This is a genomic window from Sphingomonas glaciei (assembly GCF_023380025.1).
Lineage (GTDB): Bacteria > Pseudomonadota > Alphaproteobacteria > Sphingomonadales > Sphingomonadaceae > Sphingomicrobium > Sphingomicrobium glaciei.
The window spans coordinates 40829-59625 of the sequence record NZ_CP097253.1 but is presented as its reverse complement, the minus strand read 5'-3'; the positions used below and the strand labels follow the sequence as shown (position 1 = coordinate 59625).

The 18797-nt window shown below is 67.1% G+C and carries 12 protein-coding genes; 10 read left to right on the top strand and 2 right to left on the bottom strand.

The window, feature by feature from the left end:
* Positions 1–69: 69 nt before the first annotated feature.
* The 8 genes from M1K48_RS00240 to M1K48_RS00205 all read left to right on the top strand — a co-directional run bounded on the left by M1K48_RS00240 (position 70) and on the right by M1K48_RS00205 (position 10874).
* The gene (locus M1K48_RS00240) at positions 70–2277 is read left to right on the top strand and encodes a TonB-dependent receptor (protein ID WP_249503896.1); all 2208 of its coding nucleotides are present in this window, start codon (positions 70–72) and stop codon (positions 2275–2277) included.
* A gap of 3 nt (positions 2278–2280) precedes the next feature.
* Entirely contained in the window at positions 2281–3684 is a 1404-nt protein-coding gene (locus tag M1K48_RS00235; RefSeq protein ID WP_249503895.1) for an FAD-binding oxidoreductase, read from the top strand.
* Positions 3681–5009, top strand: coding sequence for an MFS transporter (locus M1K48_RS00230; RefSeq protein WP_249503894.1), 1329 nt, complete (start codon positions 3681–3683; stop codon positions 5007–5009). The genes M1K48_RS00235 and M1K48_RS00230 overlap by 4 nt, the downstream gene beginning before the upstream one ends.
* A gap of 57 nt (positions 5010–5066) precedes the next feature.
* Positions 5067–5828, top strand: a complete 762-nt coding sequence (locus tag M1K48_RS00225) for a helix-turn-helix transcriptional regulator (protein WP_249503893.1) — start codon at positions 5067–5069, stop codon at positions 5826–5828.
* A gap of 15 nt (positions 5829–5843) precedes the next feature.
* Positions 5844–6545, top strand: a complete 702-nt coding sequence (locus M1K48_RS00220; RefSeq protein ID WP_257794154.1) for a FadR/GntR family transcriptional regulator — start codon at positions 5844–5846, stop codon at positions 6543–6545.
* Between the two features lie 266 nt (positions 6546–6811).
* The gene (locus M1K48_RS00215; protein ID WP_249503891.1) at positions 6812–8824 is read left to right on the top strand and encodes an HAD-IIB family hydrolase; all 2013 of its coding nucleotides are present in this window, start codon (positions 6812–6814) and stop codon (positions 8822–8824) included.
* The gene (locus M1K48_RS00210; protein WP_249503890.1) at positions 8821–9957 is read left to right on the top strand and encodes a hypothetical protein; all 1137 of its coding nucleotides are present in this window, start codon (positions 8821–8823) and stop codon (positions 9955–9957) included. The genes M1K48_RS00215 and M1K48_RS00210 overlap by 4 nt, the downstream gene beginning before the upstream one ends.
* A complete protein-coding gene (locus tag M1K48_RS00205) occupies positions 9954–10874 on the top strand; it encodes a glycosyltransferase family 2 protein (RefSeq protein ID WP_249503889.1) in 921 nt (306 codons plus the stop codon). Before M1K48_RS00210 ends, M1K48_RS00205 begins: the two co-directional genes overlap by 4 nt.
* Here the strand turns inward: M1K48_RS00205 and M1K48_RS00200 are convergent.
* On the bottom strand, positions 10805–11914 hold the full coding sequence (locus tag M1K48_RS00200) for a glycosyltransferase (RefSeq protein WP_249503888.1): 1110 nt from the start codon (positions 11912–11914) through the stop codon (positions 10805–10807). The genes M1K48_RS00205 and M1K48_RS00200 overlap by 70 nt on opposite strands.
* A gap of 5 nt (positions 11915–11919) precedes the next feature.
* Between M1K48_RS00200 and M1K48_RS00195 the strand changes: the two genes are divergently transcribed.
* Both M1K48_RS00195 and M1K48_RS00190 read left to right on the top strand, forming a co-directional pair.
* Positions 11920–12897 carry an ATP-grasp fold amidoligase family protein gene (locus tag M1K48_RS00195; protein WP_249503887.1) on the top strand — a complete coding sequence of 326 codons (978 nt, stop codon included), beginning with the start codon at positions 11920–11922 and terminating at the stop codon, positions 12895–12897.
* A gap of 210 nt (positions 12898–13107) precedes the next feature.
* Positions 13108–13500: a response regulator gene (locus M1K48_RS00190; RefSeq protein ID WP_249503886.1), complete on the top strand. Its 393-nt coding sequence runs from the start codon at positions 13108–13110 to the stop codon at positions 13498–13500.
* Positions 13501–13565: 65 nt separating this feature from the next.
* Here the strand turns inward: M1K48_RS00190 and M1K48_RS00185 are convergent, their stop codons facing one another.
* Entirely contained in the window at positions 13566–18515 is a 4950-nt protein-coding gene (locus tag M1K48_RS00185) for a beta strand repeat-containing protein (protein ID WP_249503885.1), read from the bottom strand.
* Positions 18516–18797 lie beyond the last annotated feature (282 nt).

The window sequence follows — 18797 nt, the reverse complement described above, 5'->3', positions numbered from 1 at the left end:
ATTGTAGCTTTCAGATAGGTAGCCTGTCTGATAGGTCGTCCTGGTATTTGTTTTCAGGATGAGGTCTCGATGCGCTACTCCGCTCTGCTGTCATTGGGTTGCGCATTGTCCGCGCTGACCGCGTCGAACGCCGCCGCCCAGTCCGTGGCGCCTTCTACCCAGACCCAGGAAACCGCCGACGGCGACACCACGCCGAGCGATGCGCCCGAGACCGAGGGCCAGCTTCAGCCGCAGGCGATCCCCAACGACGAGATCATCGTCACCGCCCGCAAGCGGGAGGAGCGGCTTCAGGACGTCCCGGTCACCGCCAGCGCCTTCACCGGCGATCTGATCGAGCGGCGCGGGCTGACTTCGATCCGCGATGTCGCGACGCTGACCCCCGGCCTCAACGTCAACGGCGATGCCGCCGGACGCGCCTTCGTCTCGATCCGCGGGGTCGGCCTGACCCTGGTGCAGACGGTGCAGCCGGGCGTCGGCATCTTCATCGACGGGGTCTATCAGCCCAACACCTCAATCCTCAACAATCCGCTGGTCGACGTCGAGCGGGTCGAGGTGCTGCGCGGTCCGCAAGGTACGCTGTACGGCAAGAACACGTTGGGCGGCGCGATCAACATCATCAGCCGCCAGCCGGGCAACAAGCTCGAGGTTCGCGGCGGGGGAAGCTATGCCGGGCCGGACAATGCCTGGACCGCGTTCGGCTCGATCAGCGGCCCGATCGTCCTCGATCGTCTGCAGGCCCGCATCGCTTATGCGCACCGCGAGCAGGACGGCTTCCTGCGCAATCCCTCGCTCGGGATCGACGCCAACCCGCTCAACACCGATACGCTCAACGCCACGGTCCGCGCCGAGCCGGTCGACGACGTCGTGCTGACGGTCAACGGCTACCAGGATTGGGTCAAGGGCACTTCGACGCCTTATGCGCGGGTCGCCGGTCCCAAGGATTATTCGCGGGTCGTCAGCTTCAACGCGGCCAACCGCCAGCTGCTCGAATATCGCGGCCTCAATGCGCGCTTGCAGTTCCCGATCGCCGGCATCGCCACCGACGTCACGCTGCTCGGCGCCTATGACGAGCGCAAGGGCCGCACGCCCGACAGCGACGTCGACTTCAACCCCGTCAACTTTGCCCGCGCCCGCGGCGACGACAAGACCAAGGTCAAGACCGCCGAACTTCGCCTCGACACCAGGATCTCGCCGACACTCTCCTCGCTGGTCGCCTTCTACTACAGCCGCGAAGTCCTGTCGGCCGACGGCATCACCACCATCGTGCCGAACGCGCTCAACCTGCGCGACGTATCGCGCAAGACCTCGAACAATTACGCCGTCTACGGCACCCTGTTCTGGCGCCCGGTGGAGGAATGGGAAGTCTCGGCCGGCCTTCGCTACGACCGCGAAAAGCGCCGCCTGAGCGGATCGACCGGCCTGGCCGGAGCGCCGCTGGCGGCGGTCCCCGGGGTCGAAGGCGGCCACAAGGAGATTTCTCCCCGGCTGACCGTGACTCGGCACTGGACCAATCGCTTCATGAGCTATGCCTCGGTCGCCCGCGGGTTCCGCGGCGGCGGCTTCAACATCAATCCGCGCGCGCCGTTCCGCAGCTATGACGGCGACAAGGTCTGGACCTACGAGGCCGGCAGCAAGTTCACCTCGGCCGACCGCCGCCTGTCGCTGTCGGGCGCTTTCTTCTACAACGACTACAACGACCTGATCGGCCTCAACTCGATCGTCGGCCTGCCCGGCGGCGGGTTCGCGACGGTCGATCTCAACACCGGAGACGTCAAGAGCTACGGCGTCGAGCTGGAAGGCTCCTTCCGCCCGACGCCGCAATGGACCATCAGCGGCGGCGTCTCGGTCCAGCATGCCCGTCTCACCGACACCTCTTCCTATACCAGGATCACCGGCCGCCGGCTGGCGTCCGACCGCCTGCCCTTCCAGCCCGACTATAACTTCAGCCTCAATAGCGATTATGTCGTTCCGGTCGGCCAAGGCGACGTGACCTTCACCGCCGGGGTGACCGGCAAGGGCGACCGCATCGCAGGCTCGATCAGCGAGACCCGCGCGCCGGTGCTCGCCAGCTACGCTTTGGTCAACGGGGCGATCACCTATCGCATCGGCGGGATCGAGGTCGCGGGGTTCGTCAACAACTTGTTCAACCAGGACTATTTCGACTCCTACATCGAGCAGACCACCCTCGCGCTGGCCGTGCCGTTCCTGCCGCCGTCCGACCTCGGGATCATCGGCGACCGCCGGCGTTACGGAGTGCGGGCCCGGTTCCGGTTCTGAGCGATGGACGTCGCAGTGATCCCGGACGGCCGCACGGCGTTGGCCCCCGCCCTCCTCGAGCAGCTGCGAGCGTTGTTCGGGGAGCGGCTCCACCTCACGGAGGCGATGTGCCTCCAGCATGGCGGCAGCGAAGCGCATTTCGCCTCCATGCCGCCCGACGCGGTGGTGTTCGCCCGCTCGACCGAAGAGGTGGTGGCGCTGGTCCGGCTGTGCTCCGAGCATGAGGTGCCGATCATCCCGTTCGGTGCTGGCACCTCGATCGAGGGCAACACGCTTGCCGTGCGCGGCGGGATCAGCCTCAACCTGTCGGAGATGGACGCCATCCTCGCGGTCAATGCCGAGGACCTCGACTGCACCGTTCAGGCCGGGTGCCGGCGCGAGCAGTTGAACGAATATCTGCGCGACCAGGGGCTATTCTTTCCGATCGATCCCGGCGCCAACGCCACCATCGGCGGGATGGCCTCGACCCGCGCCTCGGGCACCAACGCGGTGCGCTATGGCACCATGCGCGACGCGATCCTGTCGCTTCGGGTAATTACCCCCGACGGCCGCGACATCCGCACCGCGCGGCGCGCGCGCAAGTCGGCGGCGGGCTACGACCTTACCCGGCTGATGATCGGGGCCGAAGGCACGCTCGGTATCATCACCGAAGTGACCCTGCGCCTTCACGGCATCCCCGAGCAGATCTCCTCGGCGGTGTGCGCCTTCGACACCCTGGAGGGAGCGGTCGATACGGTGGTGCAGGCGATCCAGATCGGCGTACCCCTGGCCCGGGTCGAGATCCTCGACGACATGCAGATCCGCGCGGTGAACCGCTTTTCTCGGCTCGACCTGCCCGAGACCACCCACCTGTTCTTCGAATTCCACGGATCTCCGGCGCATGTCGCCGAGCAGATCGATACCGTATCCGAGCTTGCCGGCGGCAATGGCGGCGGCACCTTCCACTGGTCCAACCTCCCCGAGGAGCGCGCCCGGCTGTGGAAGGCGCGGCACGAGGCCTATTATGCCTCGGTCGCGCTGCGTCCCGGGGCGGTCGGCTGGGCGACCGATGTCTGCGTGCCCATCAGCCGCCTCGCCGAGTGCATCACCGAAACCAAGCGTGACCTCGCCGGCACGACCATCCCCGCAACCATCCTCGGCCATGTCGGCGACGGCAATTTCCACGTGGTGTTCGCGATCGATCCCAACGAGCCCGGCGAGCGCGACGAGGTCGCCGCGATCAACGGACGGCTGGTCGAGCGGGCGATCGCGATGGACGGCACCTGCACGGGCGAGCACGGCATCGGCCTCGGCAAACAGAAGTATCTCGAAGCCGAGCTTGGCGAAGCGGTCGATCTGATGCGCACCATCAAGGCCGCGCTCGACCCCAAGGACCTGTTCAACCCCGGAAAGATCTTTTCACGATGAACTTCGAAGCCAAGCTCGCCGCTCCCACGCCGGCGGTTTCCGGGGCCGAGCCCGCGCTGGCCCGATCCTTCCTGCCGATCACCGCCTTGTCGCTGGCGATCGCCGCCGGCTTCACCGCGATGATGTCCTTCGGCACCGTCCAGGAAGCCGCCAAGGCCGAACTCGGGCTCAGCGATGCCGTGCTCGGACTGATCCAAGGGGTCAGCGCAGCAGTCCCGCTGGTGCTGTTCTCGATCCCGATCGGAATCTTGGTCGATCGCGGCAACCGGATGAGGCTGTTCATCGCGCTGGCCCTGACCTGGACCCTCGGCACCGCGATCACCGCTTATGCCCCCAACGTCGCGATCCTGTTCGTCGGGCGGATGCTGACCGGGATCGGCACCACCGGCGCGCTGACCGCGGCCCTGTCACTGTCCGCCGACCTGTGCGGACCGACCGAGCGCGGCCGCGGGGTGCTGCTGATCAGCCTTGGCAAGGCACTCGGCCAGGCCGCCGCCTTTGCGGTGGTCGGCTGGACCTTCGGCTATTTCGTCCAGACCTCGGCCGCGAACTGGCTCGGCCTCGCGCCATGGCGCTCGACCCACCTCGCGCTGACCTTCGCCAGCCTCGCCTGCATCCTCCCGCTGCTGTTCTTCCGCGAGCCGCCGCGGCACGAGGTCGAGGCGCAGGTCGGCGCTCCGTTCCGGGTTCTCGCGGGCGAGTTCTGGGAGCGCCGCGGCTTCCTCCTCCCGCTGTTCGCGGGCCAGGTGACCGTGGTGATGGCCGATGCCGCCGCCGCGATCTGGGCTGCGCCCGTCCTCGGCCGCGACTTCGGCCAGCAACCGCAGGACTTCGCCGGCTGGATGGGCGCGATGATGCTGTTCACCGGCATCGCCGGCGCCGTGCTCGGCGGGATCGCGGCCGATGCGGGGCAGAAGACGGGGCGGCGCGGCGGCCTGCTGATCGGCGCGGTCATCGCCGCCGTGCTCGCCATCCCCGCCGCGCTGTTTCCGCTCGCGGGCAGCACGACCCTGTTCGCCATCGCACTTGGTACCCTAGTCCTGTGCGGCACCGTCACCGGGCTGATCACCTCGGTCGCGCTGACCGTGTTCGTGCCCAACGAATTGCGCGGCCTGTGCATCGGCGCGTTCATCGCGGTCGCCGGCCTGATCGGCTTCGGCATCGCCCCCAGCCTCGTCACCCTGATTAGCAGCCTGCTCGGCGGTGAGCAGCACCTCGCCACTGCGCTGGCCGGGGTGGGGTTCACCGTTAGCCTCGTCTCGCTCGGCGCCTTCGTCGTCGCGATGCGCAACGCCCCTTCGAATGCGACAGAACCTGTCAGATAGGCTTGCCACAGCTTTCTGATAGGTGTAGGCGTTCGGGGATTTCAAGAGGAGGCACCCGTGCCCGCCAGACGTGTGCTGATCCAGGTTTCACCAGAAATGATCACGCTGATCGGGGCCGGAGCGCTTGATCCCGCATCCTGGCCCGAGCAGCCGGTCGCCTTCTCCTTCGCGATCGGCGATCCTTCGGCGACGCTCGCCTACCACGGCCCGGCCGACGCTGCCACGCTCGAGGCGGTCGAGGCCTCGCTGCTGCTGATCGTCGCCCGCTCGGCCTGCCAGCGCATCTTCGGCAGCCTTCCGCCCGAGGGCGCCTTCCACGCTCCGCCCACGCTTCGCGGCATCGCTGCGGCGATCCTTGGCTGCACCCTGGCCGAACCCGCCCGGACCACCCTTCGCCTCGCCAAGGCGATCGAGCTTCTGTGCGAGACCTTCCAGTTGCTCGGCTCCGACGCCCTGATCGCGACCGCGCGCGACGCCCAGCTCTCCTATGGCGATTGCGAGCGCATCCGCGCCGCCCGCCGGCTGGTTGAAACCCGTTGGAACGAGAAACTGACGCTCGACTCGATCGCTGCGGCCTGCGGCCTCAACCGCAGCAAGCTGGCGCGCGGCTTTCGCGACCTGTTCAATCACAGCGTCGGCGGCCTCCTCGCCGAGCAGCGCCTCAGCGCGGCGCAGCAGATGCTGCTGGCGACCGAGCTTCCTATCTCGTCGATCGGCTATCGCTGCGGCTATGGGACGAATGCCGCGTTTACCCGCGCCTTCTCGCGCCGCTATGGCATGGCGCCCTCGGGCTTCCGTGCTGCTTCACTGAACACATAAGGATTGGCGACCATCATGGCGAGCCGAGCGAATGACGGCCGGTCCTTGGTGCACCAAGCGGTGGAATCGGTGCGGGACCACATCAAGGCCAACGACCTCAAGGTCGGCGACACGCTTCCGGGCGAAGGCTATTTCGCCGGCCTGCTCGGCGTCAGCCGGGCGGTGATCCGCGAAGCGTTTGGCGCGCTCGCCGCGCTTCGCCTGATCGACGTCGGCAACGGGCGTAAGGCCCGGGTCGGGGCGATCGACGGATCGGTCATGGCCACCTCGCTCGATCACGCGATCGCCACCGCGCAGGTTTCGGTCGGCGAAGTGTGGGACGTGCGCCGAACGCTTGAACTGCGCACCGCGGAGCTGGCGGCGAATGCGCGCAGCGATTCCGACGCGCGCGAGATCGTTCGCCTGGCGGACGGCATCGCGGCCGCCGGCGACGACCTTGCCTCGCGCACCCATTACGACGTCTCCTTCCATGCCGCGATCGCCCGCGCGTCGGGCAATATGCTGTTCCTGCAGATCGTTCGCGCCTTCGCGCCGATGATGGAAATCGCCATCCCCGCCGCCTGGCACACCCGCACCACCGAGGAAGAGCGGCAGCGCATCTCGCGCCTGCACCAGGAACTGGCCGCCGCCATCGCCGACCGCGACCCGGCCAATGCCCGCGCGCTGATGGACACGCATTTCGATGCCAGCATCCGCGATCAGCTTGTGACGTCCTGATCGGTTGGACACCGACGGCAGCGGGGATCGATCATAGGGGTCTCAAAGCCGCCGACGCATGCGCACTGGTGGGCGAACACGTAAGAGACGCCACTGCGGCACGATTGTAAGCCATTTCGCGTCCTGGCCGTCAAAGCCGCGCTCGGGCGGAAATGCGGCCCATCAGCCGTAGCAACTTACCGGCCTCCCATTCGCTTCATGGGTCTACCCTTTCCGATCTCCGGAGCAGATGTTTGCGGATCATGTCGATTGCCCTCGGTGGATGCTTGCGTCCGCCGCCCCTTCCCCTCGGCATTACCGAGGATAGCGGTGGCCATCTTACCTATGTCTGGGGCGCCGCTGATGCCCTGGCGAAACGGGACGACATCACCGAAGCCGAGCTGGTCACCCGCTTGTTCGACGATCCCGCGCTCGGCGCGGAATATGCCCTGCCGCAACAACCCTGCGGGCCGAAGCTCAGGATCACCCGCATCGACAGCGGCAACCGGCGGTATCTCAGCAAGGAGGCTTCAGCCGCCGACCGCCCCGCCTTCATCGCCGCGCTGCTCGCCGATCTTGCGGCGCGCCCCGTCCGCCCCGACGTCGTCCACGCCCACTTCGCCGATGCCGCCGAGGTGGCGATCGCGATCCGCGACCGCTTCGGCATCCCTTTCGTCTACAACGCCCACTCCCTCGGCATCGACAAGGCCGACCATGAGGCGACCAGCGCCGACCTGGAAGACCGCATCGGGTTCGAGGATCGTGCGATCGCCAGCGCGGACGCCATCATCGCCTCCTCGCGCGACGAGGCCGAGCGGCAGCTGATGCGCTATCCCTCGGCCGATGCGGCGAAGATCCATCGGGTGCCGCCGGGCGCCGCCCTGCAGGGACCGACGCTGGATGACACTGCCAGGGCGCGGGATATGGTGGCGCCCTTCCTGCGCGATCCGGCCAAGCCGATCATCCTCGCCATCGCCCGTCCGGTGCAGAAGAAGAACCTCGGCCTGCTGGTCGATCTCTACGGCTCGTCCCCGGCCCTGCGAGAAGCTGCCAACCTCGTGGTCGTCGCAGGTCTTCGCGATGGGCCCGACAGCGGCGAGCGCGAGCAGCGCGATGTGATCGGACAATTGCTTAGCGGTCTCGATCAATGGAACCTGTATGGGGCGCTGGCCCTGCCTAAGCGGCACGAGCAGTCCGATATAGCCTCCCTCTATGCCCTTGCCCGCGACACCGGTGGCCTCTTCGTCAACCCCGCCGCAACCGAACCCTTTGGCCTCACCCTGACCGAAGCCGCGCTGCATGGTGTGCCGGTCGTCGCCACCTGCCACGGCGGCGCCGCGGACATCGTTGCCGAAATCGGCCACGGGATCAGCGTCGATCCGGCAGACGGGCAAGCCTTCGTCGCCGCTATGCTGCACTTGCTGTCCGATCGCGCGGCATGGTCGAACGCTTCGACCACCGGCCGGGGCCGCGTGCGGGCTTACAGCTGGGAGCGCTACGCCGAGCGCTTCGTCGACATCGCCCGAGGCCTGATGTCGCCAGTGTCGGCAATCCTCCGTCCGCGCGACCTGCTGCTCTCGGATATCGACGGTACTCTCACCGGCTGCCGCGAGGGCGCGCGCCGCCTGCAGGTCGCACTCGACCGCGACCCGCGCCGGATGTTCGGCATCGCCACCGGCCGCTCGTTGCAGGAGGCTCAGCGCATCCTCGGCGATTGGCACTATCGAACGCCGTCGGTGCTCGTCACCTCGGTCGGCTCCGAAATCTACTGGCGCCGCGGTGCGCGGCTGGAGCGCGACGACGGCTATGCCCGTCACTTGGACCACGGATGGGAGCCGGTGCGCATCCGCGATGCCCTCGCCGGTCTCGATGGGCTGATCCCGCAAGCCGCGGTCGAGCAGCGGCGCTTCAAAATCAGCTATTTCGCAGATGAGGCGGCATCCCGCTCGGTGAGCCAGCGCCTGGCCGAGGCTGGCCTCGCGGCGCGGGTCATTCACAGCCACGGCAACCTGCTAGACATCTTGCCCCTACGCGGCGGCAAGGCGGCGGCGATGCGCTGGGTCGCGCACCGACTGTCGCTTCCTCTCTCGTCAGTCTTCGCCGCCGGCGACAGCGGCAACGACCGCGACATGCTGGAAGCCTGCCCGCGCGCGATCCTGGTCGCCAACCATTGCCCGACGGTCGCCGACCTGTCGGGCCGCGAGAACGTCTATCGCAGCGCTACGCCGCACGCCGGCGGGATCGTCGAGGCGTTCCGCGCCTATGCGGGGGCCGACGAGGCCGGGTCCCTCGCGGCATGAGGAACGCGATCGGCTATTTCATCCACCACCAGGGCCGCGGCCATGCCGAGCGTGCGGCTGCCATCGTCGGTGCACTCGGGCCCGACACGCCCGTGACCCTGTTCTCGGCCCGCGACGACATCTTCCCGCCCCTCCCCGCATGGGCGCGCGTCCAGCTTTTGCCGTCGCTGTTCGAAGCCGCAGGGCCCACCCCGGAAGGCCTCGCATCGGCACGGACGCCGCCGACCCTGCATTGCGCGCCGCTCGGCTGGGACCAGATCACCGACGCCGTCGCCACCTTGGTTCGCTGGTTCCACGAAGCCCGCCCCGCCCTGTTCATCACCGACGTCTCGGCCGAGCTGGCGCAACTGGCCCGAATCGCGTCCATCCCTTGCGTCCCCGTGCTCCAGCACGGCGACCGCGACGACCCCGGTCACATGGCCGCCTACGAAGGCGCGGTCGGCATTCTCGCCCCCTACGCCGCCGAGCTCGAGCAGCCGGGCCGCCCGCCGTGGATGCAGGACATGATCTTTCATGCCGGCGGCCTCGGCGTCGCGCCCGAAGCCCTCGACAAGACCGCGGCGCGGGCGGCGCTGGGCATCGACCCGGACGCAGATCTGGTGCTGGTCATCGCCGGCGGCGGCGGGGAAGGCACGCCTGCCCCTCCCCTCAGCATCGGCGCTCGGGCCGAGCCCGACAGCCTGTGGATCACCATCGGTGCCGTCACCGATGCGTGGCACGACACCCCGCCCGGCAACCTCCAGCATCGCGGTTGGGTCGACGATGCAAGCCGCTGGGTCGCAGCCGCCGACCGGATAATCTCCTCGACCGGCAACACCACCGTCCACACCGTCGCTGCTGCCGGACGACCGTGGATCGTGGTGCCCGAATGGCGCTATTTCGACGAACAGCGCTGGAAGGCGCGGATGCTGGGCGAAGCCGGCACCGCAGTCTTCGCCGACGGCTGGCCCGCCAGCGCCGCCGCTTGGAGCGGCCTGTGGGAACAGGCCAGGTCGCTCGACCTGCAAAAGCAGAAGTCGCTGGTCGATCCCCACGCCGCCCAGCGAACCGCCGAGTGGCTCCGCCACCTCATCGCCCGCTCGTGGGGCGAAGCACCCCGCTCGGCTCCCGTCCTCCGGGCGATTGCCTCGTGACCGCCCCCATCAGCGTCTGCACCCTCGGCTCCGGCCGGGCCTCGCACCTGCGCAATCTCGTCGAAGCGCTGGCCCGATCCCATACGATGCCCGCCGAACTCGTCATCGGGGTCATGCAGGACGAGCCCTACGACCTGCCCGCCACCCCGTTCCCGATCCGCCAGCACGTGCTGGGAAGCGGCAAGCTGACGCTGGCGGCTGCGCGCAACCGGGCGGCGCATGAAGCGGCCCACGAGCGGCTGGTGTTCCTCGATATCGACTGCATTCCCGATCCCGACCTCGTCGCCGACTACGACGCGCGAATGGATCTCGCCGATGGCATCCTGATGGGCGAAGTGCTCTACTTGCCCAAGGGAGCGACCGACGGCGGCCTCGACTTCGACCACTTCGCCGGCCTTGGGGTGAAGCATAGCGAGCGCTCGGGTCCGCCCGACACCCCGCTCGGCTCCTGCACCGACTATCGCTGCTTCTGGTCACTCAACTTCGCGATGCGGCGGTCGGCCTTCCTGCGCCTCGGCGGCTTCGACGAGGCCTATGTCGGCTATGGCGGCGAGGATACCGACTTCGGCCGCACCGCCGCCGAGGCCGGGCTGACGTTCCACTGGACCCGGGGCGCGCGCGCCTATCACCAGTATCATGCCCACCACATGCCGCCGGTCCATCACCTCGACAGCGTCCTCGCCAACGCCCATCGCTTTCGCGACAAGTGGGGTCATGTGACGATGGACCATTGGCTCAAGGCGTTCACCCTGATGGGGCTCGTCGAGCGGCATGGTGACGACTTCGTGCGGGTCCGCGCGACGGCCGAAGCCGATCTCGCGCTGACGCGGCAGCAGAGCGACCAGCCCTATGCCAGCAGCGCGCGGGTGCTCTCGATGCTCGAAACCGAGCGCAGCCCGGCGATGGCCGAGGCATAGGCCTCGCGATAGCGCCCGATCATCGCCGCTGCCGAGAAATGCCGTTCCACCCGCGCTCGCGGGACCGTTCGGTCGATCTCCATCGCGCCCCGGATCGCTTGCGGCAGGTCGGCGGGGCTGGCGACGACGACGCCTGCATCCCCCACCACTTCCGGGATCGCCCCACGCCCGAGCGCCGCGACCGGCACCCCGCAGGCCATCGCCTCGACCATCGTCAGGCCGAACGGCTCGTCCCACATCGGCGTGGCGACCAGCACCGATGCGCCTTGCACGGCGTGCGTCAGGGCCGCCCCAGACAGATGGCCGAGATAGCGATGCGGCGCACGTATCCGCGGGCTGACCTGCACCCAATAGTCGCGGCAGTCGATCGGTCCGACGATATCGAGCGGTACCCTCGCCGCCTCGGCCGCGTCGATCGCTTCCAGCGTGCCTTTCGTGGGGGTGATCCGACCGACCCAGATCGCCCGCCCTCCTCCGACCGCCTCGAACGGCCAGCGCGCGATGTCGATGCCGTTCAAGGCGACGCGCGTTGTCCCGGCCGGCCACAGCGCCTGCTGCTGGCTCGAGCAAACGGTCAGCTGCTGCCACGGCGCAACGGCATTGCGGGCGACCGCCTCGCCGAGCGCACGGAATGGCGGCACGTGCAGCGAGGTTACCATCGCCACCCGGTCGCGCGACGCCCAGTCGAGGAGGTCGGGAAACAGGGCGTTGTTGTGGACGACGTCGAAGCCGCCTTCGACGATCGCCTCCCACGCGCCGCGATAGGTGCGGAGCAGCCACTCGCGCAGCGTGGCGGTGCCGTGCCACGTGGCCCACGGAAGTTCTGCTTCGTAGGCACGGGGACAGATGGCGTGCACCGGGAGGGAAGGATCGCTGTCGCCGCTGGCGAACAGGGTAACGTCGTGGCCATCGGCGACAAGGGCCCGCACCAGCGTCTCGCAATGCGCTTCCATACCGCCCATGAAGGGGGCAGCCACCGGGTGACGGACATGCGCGATCACCGCGATCCGCAGGGGTGTGTTATCGGTGAGGTCGCGCACGATCCTTGAACCGAGGCATTGGGGCCGTTGTTCCTGCATTTGATCTGAATTGGAAAAACAGGCTGGCTTATATCGATACCATCGCAGCGGACTTCACCCGGGACGCCAATCGTGCGGTGGTCGCGCCGATCTTCCGCGAGAAGTTCGGGCGTTCGCCGCTCCCCCCGCACCACCCCGACGCCCTGATCAACGACCTGATCTTCGCCCGCATGATCGACCCTGACTGGTCCCCGCTCGAGCGAGCAATGGTCGACAAGATCACCGCCAAGGCGGAGGTCGCCCGGGCAGGTCTCGACCTGCGCATCCCGGCCACGCTCGCGACGATCGACATGGACGAGGTCGCTTCGCCGGCCGAGCTATTCGCTCTACTGCACGATTTCATCGGCACCGACGCCATCGCCAAACCGGCGCAGGCGAGCGGAGGAACCGTCTTCCTCCGCACTGTCTCGGGCCCTGCGGAACTGGCCGACCTCCACGCGCTCGCCACCAGTAATTACGCGCTGGTCATGCGCGAGATGCAATATGCCGGGTTGCCGCAACGCGTCATCGTCGAGGCCACCATCCCCACCGACGACGGCCACCCGCCCGACGATTTCAAGTTTCACTGCGTCCACGGCGAGCCGTTCGCTTGCCAGATCGATCATGCCCGCTTCGGCCAGCCGTGGAGTCGGATGCTGTGCTTGCCCGACTTCGAGCCTTTGGACCCGGCCGACGGACTGATCGCGCCGCCCGGCTTGCGGCTCCCACTTCCCGAGCGGCTGGCCGCGATGACCGCGACCACTCGCGCGCTGTCGGCATCGTTCGAATACGTTCGCGTCGATCTTTATGACGGCCTCGACGGCGTCTATTTCGGCGAGTTGACCTTTACCCCCTCCGCCTCACTTGGGATCGCGCCTTCGCAGAATGGCAGCCACCGCGTCAGCGAAACGCACCGGCTTTTCAGCCGAACCCTCATGCGCGCTTTCAGATCGGCGGATCGATAATGGCGGTGGGGTCCCAAAGTTGAGGACGTGAGCCAGTCACCTCGCCTTGATATCGTCCCGTTCAATTCATCGAAGGTCTGCCGCCGACGCATTCGGGCGACCATGAAGCGGACCCGAATAGTCGCGAGCCCGGCGCGCCTGCAGGACGCTGGCTCGTTGGTCGGCCCCGATATGATTGGAACGCCTTGCCCTCCCACCGGTTCGGTGTCGATGAACTTTACATTACCCAGGGAAGTCCTCGTCGTCGAAGACGAGCCATTCGTCAGGATGGTCGCTGCCGATGCGCTGTCCGATCGCGGGATCATGGCCTGGGAGGCGGGTGACGCCGGCGAGGCGCTGAGTGCGCTCGAAGAACATCCGAACATTGGCCTCGTCTTCACCGACGTGAACATGCCAGGCGAGATGGACGGCCTGGATCTCGCGCACGAAGTCAGCCGCAGGTTTCCGGACGTGACGTTGATCGTGACGTCAGGCGCCGTGGTGGTCGACGAGGATAACCTGCCGCTTCATGGCACCTTCCTCCCCAAACCCTATCCTACCGGTCGGCTGGTGCAGATCGTCCAGGAACATCTCGATGGACTGGAGCCGGACGACAGCCTGTAAGGCGGTCGCCTTGATCGGAATGCGATTGCCTCGCCGCTCGCCGCAACCATAAAGGCGAGCCCCGTTCACAACAGCCAATGGCCCTGGCCATAGCCGGCGATCACGCCCCCGGCGCCGAAGCCGACGATATCGATTGCTCCATCATTGTTGATGTCGGCCAGTTCGCGATGGAAGCTGTTGTCGCTGGTCCAGCCCTGGTTCGCGCCGAAGTTCAGGAGATCGAGGCGAGAGGGCGTGAAGGTGCCGTTGGCTTCGCCGTAAGCGACATAGGTGCCGTTGATCCCGAACCCGACGATATCGGCCCTGCCGTCACCGTTCACGTCCGCGACGTCGCGCGCGAAGCTGTTCTGGTTCGACCAGCCCTGTTCCCGTCCGAAGTCGAGAAGCACCAGCTGGGTTTCCCCGAACGTGCCATCGCCCCTGGCCAAGGCGACCAGCACACCGGCGCTGCCAAAGCCGATGATGTCGTCGGCCCCATCGCCGTTCACGTCGGCAACGGTGCGGTGGGAAGCATTGTCGCTGGTCCAGCCCTGCTGTACCCCGAAATTGGCCAGGACCAACGCCGCGGTCCCGAACGAACCGTCGCCGTTGCCGAGCGCGACCAGCGTCCCGCCCGCACCGAAGCCGATGAGGTCGGCCTTGCCGTCGCCATTGACGTCGCCGGTCGTGCGGGCGTGGGTGTCCTGCGAGGTCCAGCCCTGGTTGGCGCCGAAATTGGCGGTGGCGGTGACCGGAGCGCCAAAGCTGCCATCGGCCCGTGCGAAGGACACGAGGGTGCCGGCAACGCCGAAGCCGACGATGTCCGCCCGGCCGTCGCCGTTGAGGTCCGCAAGCTCACGGTGGAACTGGTTGTCACTGCTCCAGCCGGACGACTGGCCGAAATTGGCTAGCACCAGGCCGGGGGCCGAGAAGCTGCCGCTGGCGGAGCCGAACGACACCACGACCCCGGCCTGACCGAAGCCCACGATGTCGCTGAACCCGTCGCCATTCACGTCGGCGATGTGCCGCGGATAACGATCCTGGCTCGACCAGCCGCCGGCGCCGCTCGTGAAGTTGTTGATCGCAATCGTGCTTGGTTCGGCGAACTGCTGGTTGGACGGGTCGAGCGTGAATTCCACTCCCCCTTCCGCTGCCGTACGAACCACCAGCCGTTGTCCGGAAACCCCAACCAAGGTCAGGGACATACCCTCGGAGATGAGCTTGTCGCCGACCAGCGTAAAGTTCGCATCGGCAAGCGACGTGCCCTTTACGACAAGACGATCACCGACCGCGAAATCCATGATGCTGTCGCCGTTCAGGCCAGCGCGGGTGTCGGTGAAGACGTCGCGGCCAGCGCCGCCGGTCAGCGTGTCGCTCCCGCCATTTCCGGTCAGGACGTCGTCACCCGCTCCCCCTTCCAGCCAGTCGGCGCCACCCACCCACTCCCGGTCGATCAGCAGAGAGAGTGTCTGATCCCCATCGACGGTGAAGACACCATCTCCCACGAGGATGTCGTTTCCGCCGCCTCCGAGCAGGGAGTCGTCGCCTTGCCCGCCGGCAAGGACGTTTCCGTTACCGTCACCGATCAGTTTGTCGTTGCCGTACCAGCCGCCCAGGTTCTCGATGCCCGAAAGGGTCCAGTTGCCCGTGCCCGTCGCCTGCGGCGTCCCTTGCAGCGCAAGAGAGATCGTAAGGCCGTTCAAGGTATCGAGCGGCGAGGTGGCGAGATCGAGGATATCGACCGTATCGATACCCTCGCCGCCGCTTATGATCTTGTTGCCTCGACCGACGGTGAAATAGTCGTCTCCTCCGTTGCCGGAGAGCTGATCACTACCGCTGAAGCTCCAGAACCAGTTTTGCGCCTCGTTCCCGGTGAGGATGTCATCACCATAAGTCGCGGTGACGTGTTCGATGCTGACCAGCGTATCGAAGCCCTGGCTCCCGGTGTTCTGGGGACCGACGATCCGCAAATCGACGACCACTCCAGGTCCGCCGTCCCGGAAGTAGCTGACGCGATCGGCGCCAGAACCGCCATCGTACAGATCGTCTCCGAACGGGCCGTAGTTGCCGGAAAATTCCGAGAGCAGGTCGCTGCCCGCACCGCCATAGAGCTTGTCGGATCCGCCGCCCCCACGAAGGATGTCGTTGCCCGACCCACCGATCAGCGTATCGTCGCCGTCCAGGCCGTTGATCTCGACCACGCCTCCGGGCGCGATCACATCCGCGCCGTCGGTGCCCAGATAGGCGGTGCGACCATTGCCTCGGAAGTCGAAGCCCGAGACGTTGTCGGAAGTCAGATCGGCAATGTCGACATTCTCGAGCACCAGTATCGTTCTGGAAACGGCCACATAGGCGCTCAGCTGCGGATCATACTCCTGGACCTGCACTTGAAGGACGACGTCATTGCCCTGTTGCGCCAGGCGGGCCCAACCGGTGGCGAACGGATTGGTGGCCGGGTCCCACTGGCCGTTATAGCCGGTAACGTGATCCTTGAGGAACCCGAGCAGGTCGAGGCGGTCGCCGCCATTGCCCGCGGTGAAGTCGGTGACTCGGATAGCCTGGAAGCTGGTGCCGCCAAATTCGCTGTCGTCATCGACCACACCGTTGGACCATTCGAGGTCGGTCGAGCTCAGCAGCGACAGGGTGTCCGAGCCGGCCCCGAGCGTGACGGTGTAGCTCGCCCGGTCCAGATAGTCCTGCCAGTCGGCGTTGACCTTGACCACGTCGTCGCCGGCACCCGCGTCGATGGTGACGGTGCCGCCGCCATCGACCGCAATCGTGTCGCTGCCCTCGCCGCCGTTGAGCGTTGCCGTGACCCTGGTGTTGTAGACCGCGTCGAGACGCAGGCTGTCGTTGCCCGCCCCGCCGTCCAGCACCAGCGTCCGTGGCGAGGCATCGAGCTCGTACTCGGTGACGTCGACCACCAGCAGCCGGTCGTCGCCCTCCTCGCCGTACAGGCTGTCGCTTCCGCCCAGCCGGTCGATCAGGACATCGCCGCCCGACCCGCCGTAGAGCTGGTCGTCGCCGAAGTCGCCGTCCAGCCGGTCCGCGCCGTCCCCGCCCCGCAAGATGTCGTTGCCGGCACCCCCGTTCACGACGTCGTCGCCCGCCCCGCCGTCCAGGACGTCGTTGCCCGACAGGCCGGTCAGCGTGTCGTTACCCCCGGTGCCGACGAAGGCCTCGCCGGACACGGCCGCTCCAGCTGGGTCGTAGCCCGCCAGATTGAACGCGGTCAGACTGCCCGGGGCGACGTTCGCAAACGTCATCACCGTCTTGAACACGCCCGACGTCTGGTTGGTCGACGGGTTATACTCGGCGACCAGCACCTGCAGCTGCGTGTCCGCTCCAGCCTGGATCACCCTCAGGTAACCGGTGGCGAAGGGATTGGTGGCCGGATCCCACTGGCCGTTATAGCCGGTGACGTGATCCTTGAGGAAGCCGAGCAGGTCGAGGCGGTCGCCGCCATTGCCCGCGGTGAAGTCGGTGACGCGGATGGCCTGGAAGCTGGTTCCGCCAAATTCGCTTTCGTCATCGACCACACCGTTGGACCAGTCGAGATCGGTCGAACTCAGCAGTGACAGGGTGTCCGACCCGGCCCCGAGCGTGACGCTGTAGCTCGCCCGGTCCAGATAGTCCTGCCAGTCGGCATTGATCTTGACCACGTCGTCGTCGGCACCCGCGTCGATGGTGACGGTGCCGCCGCCGTCGACCGCGATCGTGTCGCTGCCCTCGCCGCCGTTGAGCGTTGCCGTGACCCTGGTGTTGTAGACCGCGTCGAGACGCAGGCTGTCGCTGCCCGCCCCGCCGTCCAGCACCAGCGTCCGTGCCGAGGCATCGAGCTCGTCCTCGGTGAAGTCGACCACCAGCAGCCGGTCATCGCCCTCCTCGCCGTACAGGCTGTCGCTTCCGCCCAGCCGGTCGATCAGGACATCGCCGCCCGACCCGCCGTAAAGCTGGTCGTCGCCGAAGTCGCCGTCCAGCCGGTCCGCGCCGTCCCCGCCCCGCAAGATGTCATTGCCGGCACCCCCGTTCACGAAGTCGTCGCCCGCCCCGCCGTCCAGGACGTCGTTGCCCGACAGGCCGGTCAGCGTGTCGTTACCCCCGGTGCCGACGAAGGCCTCGCCGGACACGGCCGCTCCAGCTGGGTCGTAGCCCGCCAGATTGAACGCGGTCAGACTGCCCGGGGCGACGTTCGCAAACGTCATCACCGTCTTGAACACGCCCGACGTCTGGTTGGTCGACGGGTTATACTCGGCGACCAGCACCTGCAGCTGCGTGTCCGCTCCAGCTTGGATCAGCCTCAGGTAACCGGCGGCGAAGGGATTGGTGGCCGGATCCCACTGGCCGTTATAGCCGGTGACGTGATCCTTGAGGAAGCCGAGCAGGTCGAGGCGGTCGCCGCCATTGCCCGCGGTGAAGTCGGTGACGCGGATGGCCTGGAAGCTGGTTCCGCCAAATTCGCTTTCGTCATCGACCACACCGTTGGACCAGTCGAGATCGGTCGAACTCAGCAGTGACAGGGTGTCCGACCCGGCCCCGAGCGTGACGCTGTAGCTCGCCCGGTCCAGATAGTCCTGCCAGTCGGCATTGATCTTGACCACGTCGTCGTCGGCACCCGCGTCGATGGTGACGGTGCCGCCACCGTCGACCGCGATCGTGTCGCTGCCCTCACCGCCGTTAAGCGTTGCCGTGACCCTGGTATTGTAGACCGCGTCGAGACGCAGGCTGTCGTTGCCCGCCCCGCCTTCCAGCACCAGCGTCCGTGCCGAGGAATCGAATTCGTCCTCGGTAAAGTCGACCACCAGCAGCCGGTCGTCGCCCTCCTCGCCGTACAGGCTGTCGCTTCCGCCCAGCCGGTCGATCAGGACATCGCCGCCCGACCCGCCGTAAAGCTGGTCGTCGCCGAAGTCGCCGTCCAGCCGGTCCGCGCCGTCCCCGCCCCGCAAGATGTCGTTGCCGGCACCACCATTCAAAATGTCGTCGGCGACACTGCCGACCAGGACTTCGCTGCCCGACAAACCCGTAAGCTTTACCATATTCCGCACAGCCCCACGCTAGCTCCACACCCACACGTAGACGCTAAGTGCTGCAGCTTGCTTAATTTATGCGCGAAAAATTATGGCCGGCAAGGCCCGTCACGGGCACTTCTGGTTAACCGATCTATGCTCCTTGCCGCATGACCCGGGGGCTCCCATGCAGGTTTGGGCGAGCATTTACCGATGACGAATGTCGCGGGCACCAGACGCACCTGCGGCGCTTGCATTCCCTGGCAATGGTAACCCGCAGGGTACCATCACGATGGATCGCAAGCGCCGACA